Source organism: Pseudoalteromonas sp. 0303 (assembly GCF_013349995.1).
In the GTDB taxonomy this organism is placed as follows: Bacteria; Pseudomonadota; Gammaproteobacteria; order Enterobacterales; family Alteromonadaceae; genus Pseudoalteromonas.
In genome coordinates this window covers 1-23,852 of record NZ_JABVXF010000036.1, presented here as the reverse complement: position 1 = coordinate 23,852, position 23,852 = coordinate 1, and the positions used below count along the sequence as shown (strand labels likewise).

Sequence of the window (23,852 nt, the reverse complement as noted above, 5' to 3'; positions counted from 1 at the left end):
CCTCGTTAATGTAAATCGAGGCTCCAGTCTATGCAGTTGTCCTATGTGGACTCGGTTAGATAGATTGAAGAATTGGATGCCTTGCTAGGGTGCCACGTGTTGTTACGCACTATTAGTAGAGGTATAGCTCTCATTCTGGCAGCCTTACAGGCTTCCCCTAATTTATCTAGTTTATCTAAATCCTCTTTTTCACACTCTGGGTGTTAAATTTCATCACCGCGTAAACTAACCAAGCCCTTTCCTCCCAGAAGTCAAGTTTACAAGTTTGACATTTTTTAGTGTCGTTATTGTATACTTGCACTCCGCAAGGATTAAATCTACACTTATGACATGTTTAAGTGTCATCTTTGATAACTAGAGGCGTATTGTGAAAAAGGCTGAGGCAATTAAAAAGCTCTTAGAATACGACAAGCGTGGTCGCTGTGTTTTTACTAATTCAGATCTGGCGAAAATCTTTCATCAAGATAATGAACGAGCATTGCGTGCAGGAATTAAACGTTTGCAAGACGATGGCTTACTCACCCGTATCATTAATGGTGTGTACTTATACAATTTAGCGCAGTCGAAAGGCAGCGATACGTTGGAGCAAATTGCTAAAACCATTCGGCGTGGAGAATATAACTACATTAGCCTAGAGTCTGCACTTTCTGATTTTGGAGTTATTTCGCAAATTCCAGTAGATCGCTTAACTGTTATGACAACGGGACGTTCCGGTGAATTCAAGACACCTTTGGGTACAATTGAATTTACGCATACGAAACGAGATCCAATGGATATTTTAGAAAATACCAGTTTAGTCGGCAGACCGCTTAGGTTAGCAACGAAACAAACTGCATACAGAGACTTAAAACGAGTTGGCCGAAATACACATTTAGTAAGCAAGGATGGGCTATATGAAAATTGATCAAGAAAATTTCGCGCAATTGGTAAATAAAGCAATGCAAGTTGAAAATGTATCTCATATGCGTTCAGTGATAGAGAAAGAGCTCTTACACTACGATATTTTATTTGCGCTAGAGAAAGGTGGACTTCTAGACAAACTAACTTTTCAAGGTGGCACTTCATTGCGCCTTTGTTATGGCGGCAATCGTTTCAGCGAAGATCTGGATTTTGCTGGCGGGAAGGATTTCAGCTCAGCAATGTTGGCAGACATGAAATATTGTATAGAAAAGTACATTGGCGAACGATACGGGCTTGAAGTGACAGTAAAAGAACCAAAGGATCTAAAGCAAGATCCTAAATATTCTGAATTGAGCATTGATAAGTGGCAAATAGCGGTAGTGACTTCTCCTGAGAGAAAAGATCTGCCAAAACAAAAAATCAAAGTAGAAGTGGCAAACATTCCAGCCTATACAAGAGAGCCGCAACCTCTTCAAATAAACTACGATTTTTTGCCTGATGGATACAGTGATACGCTAATTCTGACAGAAAGCTTGGATGAGGTCATGGCGGATAAAATCATTTCTTTACCTGCCACTACAAGGTATGTCCGCCACCGAGATATATGGGATTTAGCTTGGTTACAGCAACAAGGCGCGACACTCAATATGGACTTAGTTAAAAACAAAGTGTCAGATTATAAACTTGAGCACTTCAACAAAATGTTGGAAAACTTTCTCGAACGACTTCCTGATATTGTGTCTAGTGAAGCGTTCATTGCAGAAATGAAACGTTTCTTACCAACAGATGTATTTGATAGAACCCTAGCTCAGGATAAGTTTCAAGTTTACCTGCAAAATACTTTGGCGAAACTATTTAAAACTGTGAGTAACGAGTTACTAGGCAACGTTACAAATAATGAATTTAGAATGTAAAAATTGGGTCCACAAAGCAGTGACTTTGTAGACCCAAACCTTTTAAAGGTCTCTATAGAGTTTATCAGGTGCCCAGTAAGACGGCGCTGATTGCTGGAACTGTTGTGCCAACGACTTCTTGAGTGCTGGCAACAACAGGTAAAGTTGCAGACATGACACTTTCAACGACTGTTGGCGTATTGTAGAGACCCATACCGCCTCCAATGCCCAAGGCAAAAGCCATCAAGCTTTGGCGAGCGATACCGCCCACAATACCCACCAGAACCATGGCTCCCGCTACGATCCGTCCCAAAGTACCTTGGGTCCAATCTTTTAGGGTATCCCACACATCGGTGAAAGCATCACCACCGGTGCCCGCAAATGAGGGCTCCGAAATCATTAACGCCATTAAACCAAGCGCACCAATGGTCATTAGGCGCTGAGTTTGAATGGTGCGAACTGCATTTGTCATTCGTTAGTTTCTCCGTAGATACTCAAGTTATCGCGCTTACCAGCAGCTCCCGCTGACGCTGAATCGCTTTGAGTCTGAAGTGGACGTAGCACTGGCGAAACTGTTCGAGGTGCTGACACCCCAATATCCCACCGGCGCGGTTCAATTTCGGTAAACACGTAGCTGGATAAATTCAGATCTCCACGGTCATCCTCCCAAGGCGCAATCCAAATCCGCATTACCCTTGAAGGAATGCGAATAGGTGCAGATTGCTGCGTCTCGGGTAATGCTGGATGGCTCAGCAGTCCTGTCTCTAAATCAGATTGTGAATACCCAGAGGGAGAACCAATTCGAGTCGCCACAGCATCAATCGTCTTGGGTGCAGCGCCATTACTGGTAAGCTCATAGACTTCATGAGCGGATAAACAGCGCACACCGTCAGGCATACCTGGGCATCCATATTCACTACTCCCAAGACCCAATGAACTACAGCCAGACAATAAGGTTGAGCCGACTGCCAATAAAAGTAATCCAGCTTTAGACCACTGTTTTGACTGGTGCTTTGGGTTGTTCTGCATTGATGTCGTCATGATTCACTCTCCTCTGGATACACATCTTATTGTCTGAAACGGACTTCGATCGGTTAGCAACATGCAGGATTTTTTCATCTTCTTGCACCTACCCCTTGTGAAGTGGCCAACGACAACGAGGCCCCACGAGTGACGATGACTTCAATTTTCCTTGCAGCGTCTACCTCTATGACTGGGAACATATTTTCAGCCATGTCCAAATAGAACTTGGCCACTCGATCCAATGCTTTACCAGTGCCTTTAATCGCAGCGCCTTGTAATGCTTCTTGGCTCATGACTTGCTGGTACAGCTGAGTATCACCGGCATTACCCGTCTGAATCGTTGGTACAGGATTCACATCAAATGCGCCAGCCAAGCCCTGAAGGAATCCGGCCATCATCGATTTGGCCACCAGCTGGCCTTGTTTCGACACTAATCGGCCACGAATACCGGCTTTGCCGTCTTCACCCACGGCATAAGAATCCAGTCGCGTTTCAATGACGCCACCATCTTCTCTCACACATGAAATGGTCTCGCCTCGCAAATACGCACGCTCAGAGCTCAAATCACCGTAACCTGCGGCGATCAAGAAACACTCTTTGATATCCGCTCTAAATCGGTTGGGTAAAATGGCTTCCTTTTGAATCCTCAGCAATGCAGGAAAAGGTTCACGTCTTGCGGACTCGTGAGTAGGAGCATCCAAACCTGTGATCAAAGTACCTGAGATGATGCTGCCCGCCGGTAGATACAAAGGCGGCGCTTCTTGCACAACAACGTCTGGTTCGGCAACCACTTCAGGCTCAATCATACGAATCGTGATTGGCGGCAATGGAACATCCCGTGCTCGTGTCCCTTGACCATTGACTGGCTGTTGATAGAGCGGATCTGGCAGCGGCGCATTGGCAAAATAGTCGTCTGGGTTAGACGGCAGTGGCTTTTCTTCTTTAGGCAATTCCATGGCAGATAAAGGCACTTCAAACCGGCTATTTGTGCCTTCAGCTACTGAATCACCTCCAGCGCGAACATCATCAAGCTCCGCTCGAAGGCGAGCCAACTCCGCATTAACCTCACTTGGTATTGAAGGCGAACCTGGGTTTAGCCGTCCTGAATCGACGTCACGACGCAAGCGTTCAACTTCACGGCGTAACTGCTCGTTGCGCTCACTGAGTAGTTTTACGTTTGCAGCCAAACTATCGACCCCAACATCACGAGTATTGGTATCTGTAAGAATGTGCCGGATCGTTTCCTGTCGGTTCCGACTGCTTGAGCCATCATCAGGATTAGGTGAAAACACCATCACCATAAGAATGAGACCACCAGCAATACCAGCAACCGATAGGCCACGCTTCATGTTCGGGCTCATTTGTTCCCATTGTGCTTTCATCGTTATTCACCTCCCACAAGAAGCGAAGGTCGCTGACTTTCCACCGCTTCTTCACGATGATTGCGAACAACCACATACAACTCAGTCTTTTCACCCGGCAACAAGATATTGCGAGGCCAGTAGGCGCTTGCCACTATATCCGGTGCATGACAGGCTATTTCACTGGCTTCTATCGGCTCATCGGCAAAGCTTTCAACCAGTCCTACATAGACGGTGAAGTAATGTCCCGTCACAATTTGCCCCTGCTTAAAACCAAACTTTAAGCCTGGCTGAAAACATTTAGGGCTTATGTCAGTTTGGACAGCCAAACGGATGTCATAGCCTTGTGGCAACTCATTTAATGCAAGGCGTCTGAGTAAGTCTCGTAGGTTATCAACGTATGGCTGAGCTGTTTCCCAAGTGGCGGCTTTGCGGTTCACGACGCCCTTAATAGGCCACTGCTGACCATCAATAGCTAAGGTAATTTCACGCGGTGGAATACGACGAGGCACTAAGGTGACAGATAATGCGGGCGCTTCCTGACCAGGCGGAGTGATGTAAAGTGAAACCGGTGATTCTTTGTCCGTGGCTACATATACAACATTCCCCTTGATTTGCGTCTGAGCATCACTGGTTGTTCTCACCTGAGGCGATTCAAACGGCGTCACAATTCGATTCAGATGACCAAGTGCTACAGGGATCAGTTCATTAACCCCCGGTGTCATCAGTAGCGTTGTTGGCGTATCCGCTGCAACCGAATTGCTTTGAACCGGTGGATTTGCAGTAGCAGACTGCTTCATCACACTGGCTGGCACAATCGGTAATTCCACGTCTGCATACGACGCTTGTGATAACAGAACGCCACTCAAGCTAATTGCGATTAAGCTTGGTGTCATCCATCGACTAATTTTGGTTCGCATCATTCACCCTCCGGTTTTGCTCTTGGGTCAACTTTTCACGAACTCGCTTCGTTCTAGCTTGCCCCTCATACGTATCCATCCAGCTAAGTTTTGGATGGTATTGCTCAATATCGATGTCAAACTCATAGGTGCGAGTTTGGCGCTGCTCATCTCCAGATGGCCCAGAAACCAAGGAGTAACCGGTCACAAAGACATGGCCGGTTTCATACTCGTATTCCACTTGTCTGGGTTGGAATTTGAGCGTGACTCGGTCTTCACGGATCTGTCTTGCCTGAATCTCCAGTGCATCGACCACTTGCTGGTACACCGCTGGAGAAAGTAGCGGCTCAATAGCACCCCGGATAAAAGACACATTACCCGGCGTCACGTTGCCCATAAGCTCAGCCAGGTAGAGCCCCCAGGATTCCAAGTAAGGCTGAGTAGCCTGGTTTCGTGACACTTCAGCCGTTTCAGACAAGGTTGGCGGTTGAATGGCTACCACGGTATTGCGAGAAAATGCCGCAACCGCAAGCAGCAAGTTAGATAGCACCAGCACCGCAATCAGGAACCGTTGCCATCGGTTCTCTAATTGCGTGCCTTGCCATGATTTTAAAAACACGTCGAACTTCACGGCAGATAGCTCCTGATAAATGGGTTAGGGATCGTCTTGGCTTTGGTTGGCAACAGTCCGGCCCAGTAGATGGCGTGAAGAATCAAACCATCCGGGCGACCATCACGAAAACGCCGATAGAGCTTGGTTGTCACCAACCCCAACAGGCATAAAACCAAGGCATTACCGGTAAAAATGCCGATCACTAGCCCCAACAGAATGGGAGCCATCTCATCGGCACTCCAAAGCAGGAAGTGCGGCGGGTCATCGATATAGGATGGAATACTCACAGGTTCCATAGTCACTCCTCGTTGTTTGAATTGAGAAGTGAAGGATGCCTCGGGATTGGCAGCTTCAGTGGTCAGCTAGATGCCGAATTCTTTAAGGTTTTGAGGTGGCTTGGTGATTCTGCTCTTACAATCAGATTGATATCGCAACCTTAAGGGTTACAATTAGTTCACAGCAATTGGCACGTTACATTCAGATTCAATGAACGAAATGCGGAAATTGTTAACTACGAGGATTATCACTAATGACTATGCATAATCCAGCTCACCCTGGTGAGATATTAAAAGAGTTGATCATCGAGCCGTTTGAGTTGACGATTACCGATGTTGCAGAACACTTAAATGTAAGCCGTAAAACCCTATCCAATGTATTGAACGGACGAGGTGCAATAACTCCTGAAATGGCCGTGCGCTTGGAGTTGGCTTTTGCTAAGCCCTCTGCTGACCACTGGTTGCGCCTGCAAAATGCTTATGATTTATCAGCTCTCAGAAATCAAAAGACAACGCTGAAAGTCCAATCTTATGAACTAGCTTAGGGGTAAAATTGATGTCTCTAAAAACATTGAAAGATAAAGCACTTAAAAATCCTAGTGTTGCAAGAGAATTTCATAAGCTAAGTCGCGAATTTGCTCTCATCGAACGGAATCTTACACGCAAAATCGCTCGAACACGCAAACCTTAAGCTAGTTGAAATTGTCGCTAGTTATATTGGCGTAATTCTCTCAATGTTCGTGTTTTTAACTCACGTGCGCCAGTTTATACCGAGTGCTCCGCCCCCCGGCTTCACTTTTTACCAAGCAACCAAGCTCGACCAACGCAGCTAAATGACGAGATGCGGTTGGTTTACTCACTTTCGCCACTTTATGGTATTGCGACGTATTAATGCCTTGGTCAAAATCTCCATCAAGCATTCGATTGAGCACTTTTACTTGTTCCGAGGACAGTCGCGTTTGATCGACATTTCGCCAGAAGTTTGTTTTAAAAACCGTTTGGTCGATTTCTTCGAGCACATTGGTGAATGTTTCACCTAAGGTGTTTAAAAACCACATAAGCCAAGCGGTAATATCAAGTTCACCTTTCTGGGATTGCTCTAATATTTCGTAGTAGCTTTTACGGTTGGCTAGAATCGCCACTGACATTGCATAGAAACGGACAGATTGGCGCTCAGCCTGGGCCAGCGCCAAATCAGTGAGTAAGCGGGTGATCCTACCATTGCCGTCATCCAAAGGATGGAGCGTCACAAACCAGAGATGTGTTATCGCCGCTCTAAGCAATGGATCTAAAGCAGGGTCCTCACGAGAGTCATTAAACCAGCGAATAAACACGCCTAGTTCGGACTCAAGCACATCTCGGCTCGGCGCTTCAAAATGCACCGTGGGTTTATCAATCCTACCCGACACTACCTGCATAGGCTCTTCGCCGCGTAACTGCCCCCCTATCACAGGATTAAACATGGTGTAACCTTCAGGAAACAGTCGTTTATGCCATTGTAATATTCTCTCAAGTGAGAGCGGCGAGTCTAAATTCTCCACCGCATCTAGCATTATTTCTGCAAGGCCATCAGTGCGTTCAGTGGTTGGAAATGGTTTTTCTTCAGAAAGACCAAGTTTATTAGCCAACGACGAGCGAACAGAAAAAGCATTGAGCTTCTCACCTTCAATGGCACTCGAATGAATAATGTTCGCCAATAGCGTGTCTAACATACTTTGTTTTTGGTCTTTAGGTTGACTCGACATCTTGCCCAACAACATTCCTTGGTGAAAGCGAATGTCTCGTAACTTGGGGTCAATAACCTTTTCATCCCAGATAAAGTTTGGCCAGTCAGCTTGTTGCCAGATCCACATCTTGTCGCCTTTTGATTTAAATAATAGCATATTCAAATCATAGCATGATTTGAATAAAGCTCACAATCACATCTAATCATGATGTGAAAAACGCGAATATTCATATCATCTTTCGATGTTATCATCCTGTCTTAGTAGACATTAACCTAGGCCTCATATCTTCTTCTGCAAGTGACTTAACGCCAACCCTGCCATCAATGCTAAACCGATGATCATCGACGGTAGTACCACCGGTGGAATAGCCAGCGGGGCAAACAATCCCATAAACAGCAAAATGACGCCTGAGCCCAGGATGATCATGCTGTAGCGGTGAATGATAGGGCTCGAAAAATCAAAGGTTGTCTTCTTAATTTTCCAGGTCATCAAGCCGTCCCACAGCGCCGGTAACATGAGAATAAGCGCAAAGGGCAACCAGACCATCAGCAAAGCAAATCGAGTGAACACTTGGTACAACACATCAAAAAATGCCTGAATACGGTCTTCTACCCAGACAAACCAAAAGCCTCCCATGTTCTCCATCCCTTTAGAGCGCAGTCGCTGCTCTTCAGTGGGGATCAGAAAATCACGCACAGTTTGCTCCATCTGCGTATCCACAACCCATGACTGATACCAGCTATGGCTAGTTTGACCAATCCAATAGCTTGTTTGTGCGCCCAATTGGTTTTGGATCATCTGCTTCTCTTTACTAATGACCCGGCCAGTCCAATCACCGGGCACTAACACGCCAATGGCAATAATCTCCAGCATCAGCGCCAGACAAAGTAGCCAAACCGACTTATGCTTGCTCATGCCAAACATCCTCTTCGACTCGGGTCAGCATGGCTGCAACGGTTGGCGTCATAATCCGGGCTTTAATCACTTGTTGAAGCCGCTTTGTCGTCGTATGGCCACTGACATAACGCACGTCGATGCGTCCTTCAGCCAAATACGCCATCCGATTTGGACGATTACGAATCCAGGAGTAGAAATACACACCATCTACGGCGGCCCACTCGAAATGGTCAGGATCACGCAGGCGAATCCCCGTTAAAGCACTGGCGGCAGTCCAGGTCAATGCCTCAATGAAATGCCACAGTCGGACACTGTCATCATCACAACTAACTTCTTCATAACTGCCCAAGCCATTACACAGACACAAATCAAAGATGGAATGGCCATCTAACGTGAACGCATCCGTTAAGTAGTCCGCCAAGCAAAACACCGAGGCCAAAGCATGAGGCCAGTCGGTTTCAAGCAGTCTTAAGGTTTCCTTGAACTGAGGGTTATGTTGCTGCCACTGAGCGAGCATTTCTTTACTGGTAAGTGTTGTCATTTTCAGACAGACAGAATGATGCATACAGACTCCTTATGCTGCCTGTGTAGAGCTGGTTAAAATAGGAATACGGCCTTTGATCACACGGCCACCTGAAAGCTTGGCGATGTACTCCAGATTGGGAAGCTGGCCTAATAACTGCGGTGGAAACATATCACCTTCTTCTTCCATCAAGCGCTCGCCATGATTGCCGGTAAACAACGCGGGGCTGTCCGAGTTGGACGACATACCTTGAGTTTGCATGATGTACTGCAACCGAGTCTTTGGCAGATTGTCAGTAATGTACTGCTGCGTTTCGGCATCCATCACCCGAAGAGCTATCAAGTTGTTGATGTTACCTAACACCTGGCGAGCCTTAGCTTCACTGCCTGTACGAGCGGCAAAGTCAGCAAAGGTCTGAGTAGCAATCACACAACGCATTTTTGCGCCACGGCCTTTGTTGAGCAGTTGAATAAAGGGATCGTTGACGACTTCAGCCGCCTCATCGATGAAGATATTTACGGGACGATTTTCAACACCATAGTTATAGCGGTCACCGGCCACGGCGGTGAGATCGGATAAAAGCAGCGAACCAATGGCGCTACCAACCATGGCGTCGGTCAATGAATCCAACCCGATATACGCCACTTGGGCATTGTTGATAATACGGCCAGAATCCGTAATTAACCGGCTGTCATCCACATCGTTTGCAATAGGTGATAGCAATGGACCTAGTTCACTTGAGGTGAGCATATTGAGCACCGGCATCAATGAAGCCACCATCTTGGAATAGTGGGTTCTGTCATGCTCAAACATACTCAATAGCCCTTCCAAATCGGTATTGGCGGCAACGGGCTGAATGCGTTCGTAATAAAAAAGCAGCATCGCCATGGCTTGTTTAGCCAAGGTATTGGCCTTTTCAGTAAAGCGTTTAATCTCCACACTAAAGTTCGGATACACCTGCTCCCCCCAGGCTGTGACGGCTTTTACTACCAAGCCTTCTGGGCCACCTTCCAAGAATCGTCTCAGTGTTTTCAGATCAGGACGTTGTGACGTAAGCAACAAACCTTGCACTATGTTATTCAGTGCCATTTGGCCAAAGGCTTTAAATGGATCAGCACCGGTTTCGGATGGGATTAGTGCCGCAATTCGGCTGGCGATTTCAGTACCCCGGTTAAAGTTCCTCAGGGGATTAAGTCGTACTGAATGCTCTGGAAACCCCGGATGAAAATACACAAAGCGCTCAGGACTACCGGCGGCAATACAGGCTCGCTGTGCATTATCCTTAAGTTCTTTGTCTCCCTTGGGGTCAATAATAATCACAGCTTCATTGCGCAAAATGGCCTGAGTGATCATCGCATCAAAGCATCGTGTTTTTCCCGCACCGGTGGTGCCGACAATTAAGGTGTGCCCCTCAGTGTGACCAACTGGCTGGTAAACATCTTCTTCTTTGGGCTCAACACCATGAATCCAGGTCGAACCCATTTGTTTGCCGTGACCTTGGTTAAGCAAGGTTTGCTTATCCCTTTTTAGGATTTCATAAGCGCGTTGGGCATGACGTTGGTCCCACTCAAAGCCATACCCTAACCACAATTCATCAGGATGTTTTGCCATCACCTTTTGCAAATGCGACAGCTCCATAAATGCCAATGGTTTGCCTTTTAGCCCCATCTGCAACTTATAAAGACGGTAAGCCTCAGGCAGGCGATACAACGCCATGCCCGAGGAAATCCCTGTCATCCACCAAAATGGCTCAGGTGGTAGCTCAGTCAGCATTTCTGCGGCAATTGCCCCAGTTGCTCCGACCAGCCAACCTGCTGCTGCCATGGCTTCATAGTTCGTGCGCCAAGGCATCTCGTATGCGTTTTCTTTCATTCATGCTCCGCAAAATAACCGTTTGCAATCCGATTAATTTCAAAAGGATTAACGTTTAGCGTGAGCGGTAAACAAAACCGTTTCCCCCTCATCAAACTGGCATTGGTCACTGGCCGAGATCCCCCGAAGCAGCTGTCCGGCTGGAATGCCATGCTCATTGGCGACTTGGCGTAAGGTTTGTATCGTGACGCGAATACCATCGGCACTATGATCCACGTCTGGGTAATCGCCATCGGTCAGTAAGATGGGCAAATCTTTCACAAAATTAACCATCTGTTGCCGCTGCGCGTGTTTGGGGTCTGTACTTGAGTTCGCATTGGGCGCAATCGGCTTTTGCTTACGCTCCGCTCTTTTGGCGGGCTCTCTTGCTTGGGCATTGGTTGTCTCAGTTCGACTCGGACGCTGTGAAGCCTCTTCGTTCTGAATTGCTGCCGCTGATTCTGCGTCTTGTTTGGGAAGGTCAATCAGTGAAGTAAGCCCTTTAGAAATCGATAGTTTCAGCAGTAACCCTTGCTCCTGAACGCCATCATTTGTAGTCACAGTTCTGGCTTTACGCGTCGGGTTTGCCGGATCTAGTTCAAGCCAATCTAATTGACTGAGTTCAGCAAGCAGTTTTCGGGGAGCACACCAATGTCTTACGGCATCGGGATAGCGGATCAGGACTTGCTCACCAACCATAACCAACGCACTGCTGGCCTCTGGGAGCCACGCCAAAGATTCAGGGAGATTCAATGTTGCTTCGTTTTGCTGGCTTACGTTATTTGAGATAGCGGCATCGTTTGAATCGTTAGGCTTTTCGCATCCATCACCCGGAACATTTTCAGTTGCCTGAAGGTGATTAACATCACTGGCATGACGAAGTTCATCATCTTGTTCGGATGATTTTGTCGATGGCGACTCAGCCGAATTGCTGAGTTCAATTGATGATGACGCTTCAGACAAGCCTTGCTGCTCACAAGAACGACTCTGAGGCTCTGCTTGTGTTTGCTGTGTTGCTTCCCAATCAGGTTTACTAAACAGTGTCACACCACTTGGTACATTCGAGCTGAACAATAAATCGGCCTCAACTATATGCAGCATGGCTAACCAGATTGGCTTGTCGTCTTTGATCAGCACTTCAGGGGCAAGGCTTTCATATCGCTCATTTGAGGTGGATTTAGTGGCCAATCCTCGCTCAATGAGGATGTCCGCAAGGGTATCGGGATCTCGTGGAATGCCAGGTATCTTGTCTTTGGCCAACAGCTCAATGATGTCCTTAGCCGCGCTTTTCCAAACCAGGTAAAGATGGGTTGATTGATTCGATTTTCGTACCCAGACTCTGGCGTCTCGCTGATTGACCAGCACTGGGAACTGGCAAGCAATCGCCTCATGGCATCAAGTAGATAGCGTTCGACTGGGACACCAAGGGCATTGTCGTCAACGGAAATGCGTTGAGCTTTCAGGTCTCGCTGGACACTGGTTTGGTCAGCTTCAATGACCAATTTGGACAGGACATGCTCTGGATCGGTATTGCCAATTGCTTCCAGCATGGCTTGCAAAATTTCAGGGCCCGGTTGGGTTAACCAGGCGAGCAACTCAGGTGTCATCACCCGGTTTAATACCAAAATTGAAAATTGCTAGTGCCGCTTGCACCGTCCGTCGCGCCAGCGAATGAAATAGCGTTCAATGCTGTTGTTACTGGTCCACTGGGATAAGGTCTCTAAAAAAGGGTTCCACTGATAGCGTCCATCTTCGTCTGTAATGGACAAGTCTGAAACAGGCTTACCAATATCATGGAACAAACCGCCAAGAGCGGCCGCAACACGCCACCTTGGTTCCAGCTCTTTTTTTTCAACCGGTGTGCCGCTGGCAACAAAGATGATCCCTTCAGCAGCTTGTGCAGCCCAGAAAGCAACTTCCAACGAATGACGTAATAAACCACCAGCGCCACTGTGATGATGATGCTCAGAAGCTGGCAACAAATGAACATAAGCAGCCAGATGATCAATGCAGGGCTGAATTAGCCTTTGAAAATCACGCAGGTTAAAGCCAAGTACCTGGCGCAGTTTGGCAATTAGCTCGTCTTGTGTGGACTGCAAATCCTCGGGGGACGCAGCTGGCAACCCCTTTAGGAATGGCGGGTAGCGTGGAATTTCTGCATCCAGTTGAGATGACAGCTCTGGTAGTGCTTTTGTTTGAAAAAATAGGTTTTTGAACATAGTGAACCTCCGACACGATAGTGTGAAGGTTCAATCTAGTGTTGCTGGCTAATTAGATTCAAAGATTTAATACTTATATGTGCAGACAATGTATTTAGGTCTTTTAGCACCCGATGAAACAAGCGAGTTGAAATACTAAAATTCAGCTTACGGGAATCAGGATACCTCTGCCGGTTTGTTTTTTAGCGCTTCAGCCGCTTTTTGCAGCGGCCCTTTTAAAGCTTTTTCTAACTTAGTCATCTGCTCTAAGTGCCACGCAACCGCATTGGGCCACGTATCTTTGTTGAAGCCATCGGCTTTGGTTGAAAACTGAATACGACAAGATTTCTTTTCATCCAATCTCATCCATTCAAGCTCCGCACCAAATACTTGTTCAATGTCCTGTTTGGACCCAAGCAATGAATCAAAGAGATATTTATTCTCTTCGGTAATTCCACGGCTAATCCAAAGCTCAACTCGAAGCTCTTTTTGCAGAAAAATCAGGTTATACGGACAACCACTCAGTCCAGAACCTGCTGATAGCCAATGATCTTTACTTGGGCTAATGTTGTTGTAGAGCTGGCACGGACTTTTCTGAAACGCCTCTAAGGCTCGCTCCCAGTATTCGCGACGCACCGTATGGCGGTTTTTCAGTACCACTTCGGTCGTTTTTTCTTCCGCTTCTTTAGCATTAATACCGATCATCAGCTCCTTCGCTTCGGGCGTGGGGATGATCTGGTCAATATTGATGAGTAGCTGCTCTCCCAACGAATAAGGGGTAATTTTGAAGCAAGCAATACTAATGCCTTGCCCCAAGAGCCAAAGTGCAGTACTGGTCACTTCTTTGCGAAAGTTTGCCGCAACCAACATAATACGCTGGCTGTTACCTAGATTGAGCTTGACCTCATCCAGATCTGGCGCATCCAGAAATTCACAAATTCTTTGACTGGCATTAAGTGCAGCACCTTGGGGGCCATTTAACGGGTCAACTTCTCCTGTTACAAGTTCATAGCGATCCAAGTACTGTTGGTAGATTTCAACTATCTGCGCTTTGGTCAAACTGGCGCAGTAGGAGGCATATTTAAGCGCCTGCCAGACCACATCACGACCGCTGTCATCCAGTTTATTTTCAATGATAACCAAGTTGCCATCTTTATCTAGCGCAAGTAAATCTAAGCGTTCGCGGGTATCATCAAAGCCATCGAACTCCTTTTGAATAATTAATAACTCTTCACCCAGCGCAGAAGGTTCATGCGCCAACCATTCCTGAAGGTGTTTTCGCTCAGAAAAGCCAAGCTCACTGAACTTCTTTGCCCTAACAGGACTAATCCTGTTGGTTTGATGATTTACCGTGAACATGGTTATTTATCCTATTACTTAGCATTTTTTATCGCTTCAATTTCATTTACAGAATTATTTAATAAAGTCATTTAGCAACTGAGCAAAATCGCATCTCTAGACTCGGGATTTATCTCTTTCCATCGCTTGATTAATGTTGTGACGCAGGGGTTACCCGCAAGCTGATTCATACGAACCCAATCAACATCTAGCAAATCAGCAAGTAATTCGATGTCCAATTCACCTTGCAAGGTGTGCCATTGTCGGATGCTTGGCTGTCTCATCAACTGAGCTTTTGGAGAGGTTAATCCACCGACAACAAAATATCCCTTTTCTTTGTCGTACCATATGCGTTGAATACCCGGAATGTTACTCATCCAGCGTTTGATGTCATTTAAAGGCTTATCAAAGTATCGAGATAACAAGGTATCTAAACTACCGCTGATTGATGTATCTTTTTTCTTTCCTCGCTTATCTAACCAACGCTGAATAACCTCTTTTTTTACCTGATAGTAAGTCACCTTCGTTTCATTTTGCTGATGAAGCGAAACTAATTGTTCTTGCCATAATTCAACTAATTCGGGTAACTCACTTTCAAATCGCATTGTTGCCTTTTGGCTGGATAACACGCCATCATCACTCAATTCTTTGACAATATTGAGCAATACTTCACTATCTGGCAGAACCCAATCCGTCAACGGATAAGGCTTCTGTTTCTTGGTTAAATCCGAAAGCGCATCTTCCATACCCAGTGGCAATACATTCGTTTGGTCGTAAGATGGATCTTGCATCATGATTGATACTTGTGAATCCTTATCCTTACTCAAAACAAGCGTAATTCTTGCCGCAAATCGTCGTTGTTTATCAACTTCAGTACCGTAGTAATCCATTACGACATTCTGACGATAACTATAGGGCCACTTCTCATTCATCAAAGTGAGCAAATCATCTACGGATGTTTCGAAATTGGCGAGGTACTCATTTATTTTCAAAGTCATACCAGAATCAGTGGGATCGAAGGGGATCAACACCGGCCTGTCGTTTGAAACCGTAAACAAATAACCATCAGTAATGACAATGGTTGATTCATTTAAACAGGCGCGTTGCAATGGCAAAACCTGAGAAACAGGCCGGTCTACGTCAATGAGTAAACGTTTAAGCTCTAACTCTTTAAGAACCACTTCAAGCTTTCTAATAATCGCTTCTTTGTATGCCTTGGTATCTAATAATTCGTAGTTGTAGGTGTAATATCCACCTTCAGACGCAACGTATAGCTTTATCGGGTCATCGTCTCTTTTTGACTCGATTAATAACCTTTTTTCGACTGGATCTCCCGTTACATCATGAGGATTAACATTGATATGTTGAACTGCACACCGTCCAACTAAAGACTTCGTTAGTGGATAACGGTCATCTTCAATACCTTTTTCCTGATCAAGCAGAATCAAAACGCGATCCGAACGGTCAAGCTTTATCCGTTCAAAGTCATTTACCGCAATTCCATCTAGTAAATCCCACGAAACATCGACGCCTTTCTGTGCAATGAGCGATTTAAATAAGTCTAAGATTTCTTCACAAGCAACAACGGTATTAACTCTTAGGTCTATAACCTTGATTTCACCGGATATCTCGATGCTTGGGAAAGATGACTTAGCCTTATTGGCCTTATGCTTTGTTTTCAACGACAGTGGTTGGAGATTTAATGTTTTAGCTGAAAGTTCAAAACCATAGTCACGCGCAAAACAGATAAACGCATCTTGCACTGGTTTTAACACCATAGGCCAACTTTGCTCAAACCTAGTTGGTGTAGAAAGATCCAGAAACGGACGCTGTTTCCGTGAATTTTTACTCTTTCCAATTTCTTTAAACAGCGTACCTCTCGGTTTTCTTTCATGGCCAGGATACCACCTGACGAGTACCTTATTTTTGTCATAGACCCATAGAGGCTTCTTAATGCGATCTATATCATCATCATTAGATAACGGTCTTAATGGAACATTGGTATAGAACAGAGCAATTTCAGTGGTATTACCATCATTTAACTGCTGAGTTCTACAATCTAGGCTGATCGCATTAACACCGCCAGCCCAGCTATCTACTTTCAATAACGGACAACCTAAACTGTAAGCGCCTTTACAATGACCGCCAAAAGCCCGTAATGATCGCATCATTAGTCGAATCCACACAGGATTTAACACTGGTGAATATTCAACTCGAACGGGAGTAATAGGTTGCAACTCAGCGTCTACAATAGATGGAGGAATATCACTTGAACTTTGTAAAGCCACATAGAGACCAAACTGATTAGCATTTTTTTTCATTAAATAGGCAAACTGCCGACTGTCTAGTTCAGCATCGATACGTTCTTCCCAGGCTTTCTTCTCTTTCCACTGATAGTTGTTATTGATGAGTGGATAGTGATAAACCACAAATTTGTTGGCTTTATCTGCATCAACCTCGCTATTCAAATAAACCAAATGAGACAGCGGCAACTTCCTCAAATCTTTATTTTTATCCATTAACCTTGCTCCCCCATACGCTGCCAAACTATTTTCGAAAACCACTTAAAGCCAGACGTCATTTGATATCCATCGCTCACCAAACAACCTGGTAGAAACAGGATTGAAGCATTTTCAATTTTTACCGGCTCCAACATTTCAGAAAAGCCCGATAAGGAACAATCTTCACCAGTCAATAGGTTCGCGATAACCAAAATGGCATTTTCACCACGGATTTGTCGGATCTTTTCCAGCTTCTTAATTAATCCCAAAGGCGCAAATTCAGGACGTTTACCAGAAGCAAGCCATTGCTCAAAGCCTTCATCCGACTGCTCCAGTGCAGCTATAGACCAAAATTTAGCATCAACAAAAACATCCGCGTTTGCTATCTCAAAATCATATAATTCAAACAACTCATGGTTGTAGACGTCTTGTTTAGTGGCTAGCTGCTTGTCACTCAGCAGTGCGCGAATACCTTCCTCACCAATACGCCCTTGTAAAATTCGCTGAATCACAACGGGATGAAATGCAAATTGCTCTTCAATGTCGTTGGCAAACGGCTGAAACGACGTTCGAAAACCTTTACGATTAAACCAATCCGAAATAGCAGGTTGCCGATTAACAACCTCATAAAGCGTCTGTGGGTTATATTTGATCAATCCCGCTGCACGCTTTTCAAAGAACTGCCAACTTTTTGGGTCGTACCATATTTCACCAGTAACCTTTGTTTCCTTGGGCCGTTCAAAGCACGCCCAACGACACAAAGGCTCAGTAATGCCAAACGTATTGTTATGCGGCATCCATTGGAGATCATGCTGCAATACAGCGCGGCCTAGTTCATGCCAAAGTCCTGAAATATCTTCGATACAACCCTTACCTTGTCGTGCATCTCGGATAGCGGAAACTAACTTGTTATCAATAATATCTACCGCAGCAGAGCCATCTTGGGATCGCGTTTTCAACAGGGTAAGAAAGTTGGAAACCGATGCATCTTCGGAATGAGTAAGATCATCAATCAGCTGATTATTAAGGTTTGAAACCCAATTTCGGTTGTTAGTACAAACGGTTAATTGGCCGTAGTTGCGAAGATGGCCTGCTAAATCATCGCTTAAATGAATGGCGACATGGGGCACATACGTCCAAGCACGTTCAATACGACCAACTTGCTGCTGCACGTCAGCGGCAAGATTCTTAACGTAGTCATTTGTCGCTTTATAGAGCTTGTTTAGCTCCTGGATTTTAGCGACTGAGTTATTCATTAACGGCATAATAAATTGCCGCTGCTGCTTACGTGAAAACTCTGAACGCCTGACTAATTTTTCTAAGTTTCTGAGCTGAAAGCCAGCATGAGACATTTCGTCATCATCGTCATTGCTATCCCATGGTGAAAAGTAAAAGTGCTTACTTTCAATAATAAACAGCGACGTCAGATCCATCTGCCCTTGAGAGTTAGGCAAGGAGTAATCCAAATTAATGCCATTGGTAGCGGATGCAGTTTGTGTCATTACCACCACGGTACGGCCAGAGTCGAACGCCGCTTGATATGCGTGCTCAAATCCTTCTCGCTTTTGTGCTTCAGCATTGAGCAAGCAAATCATCATGGGCTTACCATTGACAGCCAAAGGAATAAACACATCATCAAAAGAAGACAATACGCCAGTGGTTAAACGCTCCATTTCAAGCCAATCCGCGCTCATCCTACTGTTTTCAGCGGTATCACTTATCAACCATTTCCGAAGGTATTTGACTGAGTTAACAAAAGCCAGGTGACCTTTATGTTGTGGCTCATTCGCTGCCAAATGTAGAACGTGCAGTAATTTAAATAACACAGACTGCCGGTATTCATACTTGTAATCTGAGTGCTCAGCCTCAAAAAATGCAGCGTTCAAATGCAGTTTTGCTTCCTGAAAAACTGGCGCATTGATAGCATCATCAAAGTCGTGGATCGTGGTTTTCAGTGTCGAGCGACGCTTTTCAGATTTTTCTTTAACCAACGATCGGATCACTGCCATTTGCAGCTGCTTATCCTCGTCAGTTTGTAAATACGGAATTGGCTTCTTAAACCAATCTTCGGGGCGCTGCTCAAAGCTATCGCCCAAAAAACTCTCGGTACAGTATGGGTTGCGAGCCTGAGCCACGTAACGCAAAGCACTTTCAATCCAACGTATATCGAAATGACCAATCCCTCTTTCGATATAAGAGGTTGCGGATAGTGCAAAAACGAGGTTTCGACTCGATAACGAAACCATTAACCCTTCAGGCGTTGTCGGCAATAGTGCGCGTTTAATCTTGATCCTCAGCGGGTCAATATCCGCTTCGGCTTCATCCGTGGTTAACAGCCAAGTTGTTAGGCCAAACATATTCGTCTGAGTATTGGGTAATCGATTTGATTTACTCAGCGCTTCTAACTCAGGCAAGCTAGTGCGAGGCAAGGAGAACAGCGATAAGCTGGGTAACGCTGTGCTGTAGTAGGATGGTCGATAGTCATTCGCAGGATCAAACAGCAATCGGTTTAGCCGAACGAGATACTCATAGGCTTCGGACTCATCGGTTGCGAACTGCGACAATAGCAAACTGAAGCGTCTGATATATTTCTCCATCACACGCAAAAAATCACCGACATCAACTGATGCTTCATCGCTTTGCCCATAACTTTTCACTTCAAAGCCGTGAGGTTTTTGCTGTAATTGCAAAGGCTCACTGGTTACTAAATGATCTGAGCGAAACAGATATTTCTTTTCGAACGGCACACCGGATTCATACTGCTTTAAAGGGATTACCAGCGCCCTAGACTGATTGAGATCGACACCTTTGCTGGTCAAATCCTCCTCTAGCTCCGCAATAAGCTGTTTCAGCTCACTGTAAAGCTCAGGTATAGGCTGTGCAGTAACAAACTGCATTCGCGCTAAAAGACGCTTGCCCCCTTCAAGTAATTGACCAATACACTCAGGCGGCTCTTGCACCATTTGAGACTGGGCAAGTAACGTCTGTAGAATGTCCGCTTGGTAATCAAACTCGTCAACAAATACTACTTTTCCGGCCAGTTGGCCGCTCGACATTCTGACTTTCTGTTTACCGTCGTAAAAGGAAGCGAACAGCTTCTGCGTCGTTAACACCAGCAAATGTTGCTTATCATCGTGCCAGGCAATCGCCGGGAAAATTCGACGCACCCATTTATTTTCTCTATATAAACGAAGCTTTTCTTTTGCTTGCGCTGTGAGTTCATGCGTCTTGCCATGGTGCTTACTGGCATACTTCACGGCCTTCTCTAAGGACGACATGCACCCAAGTAGTGTGCGCTCGACAAAGCCACACAGTTTTCTTAGTTCCTGCTCTTCTCGTTCGAGTAAGACGCCCATCGAATCAGGATTTTTCTTTTTGTACTCAACATTACGGGCAATGGCAGCAACGTTGTGGCAAGCACGAACGAGAGCCTCTTTATCAGCATTAGAACGAAACACTCCTAAACCATGGATGTCCTCAATGGCCTTATAAGGATCGGGCAAGTCAGACTTTTGAACGCCTTGTTCGTGTGGCAGTGCCCTTTGAGAAACCGCACTAACAACAGTTTCATCCTGAGCATAAAGGATACTAACGAGCAGTGGATTACCTGAGCTGTCTTTTGCACTTGTGGCACTTTCATAAATGTCATGCAGGATGTTCCAGCGATGGGTGACCAATATGGCCTGCAACCCTTTGGATTTTATAAACTCAAGGCTTGCTGGAATTTTCCCGTCTGGACTACGATAAAGCGAACTACTTTTGCCCCCGCCTGTTGGGCCTTGTAACTGACAAAAGCCAGCAATAGCATTTTCGCTCTTTGCATTCACCGATAGGGCAAGCGCCTGTTCAATCGTATGCGCAATGATTTGATTATAAGAAGTCGGTATTGGCTGACTCATCTAAATCCTCGTTAACTTGATATTCCTTTTGAGTTTCGCCCCTCTTTTAGAAGGGGCGACAAGGTTGGAGACAACACAACACCAACAAATGACTCATTAATTCAATTCAGGCACAATCTCTTGTGACCAACTGTCTTCCATAAGCATTTTGAACGACATACCACCCGACGCTGCTTCCAACGTAAGTTCGCCAGCATCTACCGCCGTCTTGACGTGCTCAGTTAATAGCTCAAACAATCGGCGTTTGTACTCAGTATCATCGTTTCCTTTTAAATGCTCACCCTTGGTTTCCAGTACAGAGAAGCGGTAACTGCCAGAGTTTGGCTGTTCGACGCACACCAACAAGTCAGGGTAAACCTTTTGTTTTTGCCAGCCTTGCAGGCTGTATTCACGTTGATTTACTGCAATACGATGCCACCAATACACAGACTCTTGCTTATCCAAATACCAAGCTGTGTCGCGCTCTAAATTGTTCAGCCCATTTTGATAGACCTTTTCGAACAAGCTTTTTTCGAGTTCAGATCCATCCTTGCGGCGAAGCACCTGCTCATGCTCACTGACATTAACCTCTAGGGTTTGCGCCAGTTCCCAATTTAGCTTCTTGTTATCTGAAGCGAGTAGACGTAGGGAAATATCACCCTTGTCCAACTTAGATCTGAAGATTTGCTCCGATAATTGCGCGACCTGTTGTTTAACGTCGCGCTTCATCTCTTTGAGTAGTTCAAGGCGGTTAGTAAACAAAGCCTCCTCAGAAACGCCATTACCACGCAAGATGTCTAACGTGTGCGTTAATACCCGCATGGCTTGCCATGGATTTGGAATAACATCGGTGAGCTGCCTTACCATAAACGAGATATCCAGGCCTGCATTCGGGTCAAACTCGATGTTCTCGTGAACCGGATCGGCCAAGTCCAATTCGCCTTGGTTATCCTTTGACATTTTGTAGTCGATACGGGCAATCGTGCGCTGTAACTTGTCGTCCACTAGCTGGAAGTTATCAGCATTCAAATAAGACAGCGATTCCCAATCTAGGTCACCCAGCACATCCCGTTCATAGTCAAACAAACGGTAGCCATCTTTGTACCCTGCATCACGGTGTAAAACCCGAGGCAAGAATATTTTCGGTAGGTTACGAAAACGCTCTCTACGCAATAAGGTTTCTTTGCTCACTACCGCGGCGGGTTTATTGGCTTCTGAGGCTTTAACCTGATTCGCCACATCCCCCATACCTTCTTCTTCTAAACCTTGCTTAACACCGGCGACGGCTTCCATCACATCCTGATCAAAGGTGTAGACATAACACTCATCTAAACTTGGTTTTTGCGTCAATCGCGCATGTGGTTGACGGAGTACCCGGCCAATCATTTGGGTGATTGCCGTTTTTGCGGTCATTTTAGACAACACGGTTAACACATAAGCAAAGGGGCAATCCCAACCTTCACGTAGCGCATCCTTTGTGATGATGTATTTAACAGGGCACATTTCGCTGAGCAAATCATCATCACCCAACTCGTCTTTGTCAGACGTTTTCAGGCGAATTTCATTTTCATTTACGCCCAGTTTTTCTATCAAATACTCACGGGCGTCTTCCGCATGCACAAAGGCTGAATCTCGTTGGTCTTTACCTGTGCGCTCAACTCGGATCAGCATGATGGGCCGAATATAGCGACCGGTTTCGTTTTGAAGCTGCCCGGCATCCTGTTCAAGCTCTGCCAGTTTAGCGTGCGCAAGCGACAAGGTATGCTTCCACTCACTTTTGTCTTCGTTGATTAAGTTGATGGGTAACTTAATCATTTGCTCATCTTTCAACGCTTGCCCAGACACGTTCACCAGTACATTTGAGTGATGCTTGCCGTTTGCGTTAGGTGTGGCCGAGAGCTCAAGAATAAACTTAGGGTTAAAGCCACACAGGGTTTCTCTTGCGGTTTCGCTATAGGCTTTATGCCCCTCATCCACAATAATCACTGGGCGAACCATGCGTAACACATTGCCTAAGCTTTGTTTAACTGACACTGAGCCTGGGGCTATGCCTTCTTGCCAACCGTAATCGGATAGATCGTTACAATCTAGATTGCGAATACTGCTCAATAGCGCCTCATTGGCTGTGGTGTCATCTTCAATCGGGAAGAAAGTGGTAAATCGCCCGCTATCGCGGAACATGCGCAAGGTTTCTTTGGATTGACGCGCACTGGATTGCAGCATCAACAACATAACGCACAGGTTTTCGTCGGTATCCCGCTTGGTAAATGCATCGTTCTTTTCGAGCACTTTTACGCGCCCACCCGAAGCACGCTCTAGCATTTGTCGATACGGATGCTCACGATTGGCCAACTGTTTCCAGGTTTGCTTGTAAATGGCATCCGACGGCACTACCCACAGCACCATACCAGTTTGTTGCGTAAACAAATCCGTTTGCAGGCGCTCAACCGCAGCAACACCAAGTAAGGTTTTACCACCACCCGTCGGTACTTTCAGGCATACATTAGGAATTGGCCGCTCTAAGCCATCAAATCTTGTGATATAAGGCGCAGGCACTAGGTGACCGCTTTTGTCTTTAAGTAGGTCAATACGGCGCTCCTGTACCAGAGCTTCCCACGTATCTTTGGCGTAATCGGTTAAGCGGGCCTCTTTGCCTTTCATTTTCTGAAATGCAACAAAGTCTTCCGCTTCTTCCTTGGTGTCGGCCAGCTTTTTTAAGTAATAGTCCAGTTTATCCAACACACCGTTTTGGTAGTCTTTTAACTCCATGTTACGCCCCCATAATACGATGGATAGCGTAAGGCAACTGGCAAAACTCAATGCGCTTTTCAGTTAAGTCCTTCTGGCTCATAAACTTCGCGACAGCAAAAACAATGGTGCGCTTCTTCGTGGCATTGTCACGGCGGGATCGCACTTTGTAAAAAGGCTTTAACATCCGCCTCTTTTCTGATCTAATAACGCCCACATTGTCACTA

18 protein-coding genes and 1 pseudogene are annotated in these 23,852 nt (G+C 45.8%); 3 read left to right on the top strand and 16 right to left on the bottom strand.

Annotation, left to right across the window (positions count from 1 at the left end):
• Positions 1-367: 367 nt before the first annotated feature.
• Positions 368-904: a type IV toxin-antitoxin system AbiEi family antitoxin gene (gene abiEi, locus HUS62_RS18465; protein WP_007105006.1), complete on the top strand. Its 537-nt coding sequence runs from the start codon at positions 368-370 to the stop codon at positions 902-904.
• A complete protein-coding gene (locus HUS62_RS18460; protein WP_175080733.1) occupies positions 894-1,814 on the top strand; it encodes a nucleotidyl transferase AbiEii/AbiGii toxin family protein in 921 nt (306 codons plus the stop codon). The genes abiEi and HUS62_RS18460 overlap by 11 nt, the downstream gene beginning before the upstream one ends.
• Positions 1,815-1,878: 64 nt before the next feature.
• Here the strand turns inward: HUS62_RS18460 and traA are convergent, their stop codons facing one another.
• From traA to traL, 6 genes are all read right to left on the bottom strand, one after another.
• Positions 1,879-2,265: a TraA family conjugative transfer protein gene (traA, locus tag HUS62_RS18455; RefSeq protein ID WP_143692912.1), complete on the bottom strand. Its 387-nt coding sequence runs from the start codon at positions 2,263-2,265 to the stop codon at positions 1,879-1,881.
• A complete protein-coding gene (gene traV / locus HUS62_RS18450; protein ID WP_175080732.1) occupies positions 2,262-2,834 on the bottom strand; it encodes a type IV conjugative transfer system lipoprotein TraV in 573 nt (190 codons plus the stop codon). Before traV ends, traA begins: the two co-directional genes overlap by 4 nt.
• 74 nt (positions 2,835-2,908) lie before the next feature.
• Entirely contained in the window at positions 2,909-4,198 is a 1,290-nt protein-coding gene (locus HUS62_RS18445) for a TraB/VirB10 family protein (protein WP_175080731.1), read from the bottom strand.
• A gap of 2 nt (positions 4,199-4,200) precedes the next feature.
• Entirely contained in the window at positions 4,201-5,097 is an 897-nt protein-coding gene (locus HUS62_RS18440) for a type-F conjugative transfer system secretin TraK (RefSeq protein ID WP_175080744.1), read from the bottom strand.
• Positions 5,081-5,707 (bottom strand): TraE/TraK family type IV conjugative transfer system protein, encoded by a 627-nt coding sequence (locus tag HUS62_RS18435; protein WP_175080730.1) that lies wholly within the window; start codon positions 5,705-5,707, stop codon positions 5,081-5,083. Before HUS62_RS18435 ends, HUS62_RS18440 begins: the two co-directional genes overlap by 17 nt.
• Positions 5,704-5,985: a type IV conjugative transfer system protein TraL gene (traL, locus tag HUS62_RS18430; protein ID WP_175080729.1), complete on the bottom strand. Its 282-nt coding sequence runs from the start codon at positions 5,983-5,985 to the stop codon at positions 5,704-5,706. Before traL ends, HUS62_RS18435 begins: the two co-directional genes overlap by 4 nt.
• A 233-nt stretch (positions 5,986-6,218) precedes the next feature.
• Here traL and HUS62_RS18425 point away from each other — a divergent pair, with 233 nt between their 5' ends.
• Entirely contained in the window at positions 6,219-6,509 is a 291-nt protein-coding gene (locus HUS62_RS18425; protein WP_175080728.1) for a HigA family addiction module antitoxin, read from the top strand.
• A gap of 201 nt (positions 6,510-6,710) precedes the next feature.
• Here HUS62_RS18425 and HUS62_RS18420 read toward each other — a convergent pair whose 3' ends face one another.
• The 10 genes and pseudogenes from HUS62_RS18420 to HUS62_RS18375 form a co-directional block, all read right to left on the bottom strand.
• Positions 6,711-7,817 carry a Fic family protein gene (locus tag HUS62_RS18420; protein ID WP_175080743.1) on the bottom strand — a complete coding sequence of 369 codons (1,107 nt, stop codon included), beginning with the start codon at positions 7,815-7,817 and terminating at the stop codon, positions 6,711-6,713.
• 153 nt (positions 7,818-7,970) lie between these two features.
• On the bottom strand, positions 7,971-8,606 hold the full coding sequence (locus HUS62_RS18415; RefSeq protein ID WP_175080727.1) for a DUF4400 domain-containing protein: 636 nt from the start codon (positions 8,604-8,606) through the stop codon (positions 7,971-7,973).
• Complete coding sequence (locus HUS62_RS18410) at positions 8,593-9,153, bottom strand: conjugative transfer protein (RefSeq protein WP_175080726.1); 561 nt, start codon at positions 9,151-9,153, stop codon at positions 8,593-8,595. Before HUS62_RS18410 ends, HUS62_RS18415 begins: the two co-directional genes overlap by 14 nt.
• Positions 9,154-9,162: 9 nt before the next feature.
• The gene (gene traD / locus HUS62_RS18405; protein WP_024008839.1) at positions 9,163-10,983 is read right to left on the bottom strand and encodes a conjugative transfer system coupling protein TraD; all 1,821 of its coding nucleotides are present in this window, start codon (positions 10,981-10,983) and stop codon (positions 9,163-9,165) included.
• Positions 10,984-11,031: 48 nt separating this feature from the next.
• A pseudogene (mobH, locus tag HUS62_RS18400) lies at positions 11,032-13,181 on the bottom strand (MobH family relaxase).
• A 156-nt stretch (positions 13,182-13,337) separates the two neighbouring features.
• Positions 13,338-14,519, bottom strand: a complete 1,182-nt coding sequence (locus tag HUS62_RS18395) for a DUF4268 domain-containing protein (protein WP_022609801.1) — start codon at positions 14,517-14,519, stop codon at positions 13,338-13,340.
• A gap of 71 nt (positions 14,520-14,590) precedes the next feature.
• Positions 14,591-17,017, bottom strand: coding sequence for a hypothetical protein (locus HUS62_RS18390; protein WP_022609800.1), 2,427 nt, complete (start codon positions 17,015-17,017; stop codon positions 14,591-14,593).
• Positions 17,017-20,898, bottom strand: coding sequence for a hypothetical protein (locus HUS62_RS18385; RefSeq protein WP_175080725.1), 3,882 nt, complete (start codon positions 20,896-20,898; stop codon positions 17,017-17,019). The genes HUS62_RS18390 and HUS62_RS18385 overlap by 1 nt, the downstream gene beginning before the upstream one ends.
• Positions 20,899-20,994: 96 nt before the next feature.
• Entirely contained in the window at positions 20,995-23,646 is a 2,652-nt protein-coding gene (locus tag HUS62_RS18380; RefSeq protein ID WP_175080724.1) for a DEAD/DEAH box helicase, read from the bottom strand.
• A 1-nt stretch (position 23,647) separates the two neighbouring features.
• Positions 23,648-23,852 (bottom strand): hypothetical protein (locus tag HUS62_RS18375; protein WP_220095069.1); only part of this gene is annotated, 205 nt, incomplete at its 5' end.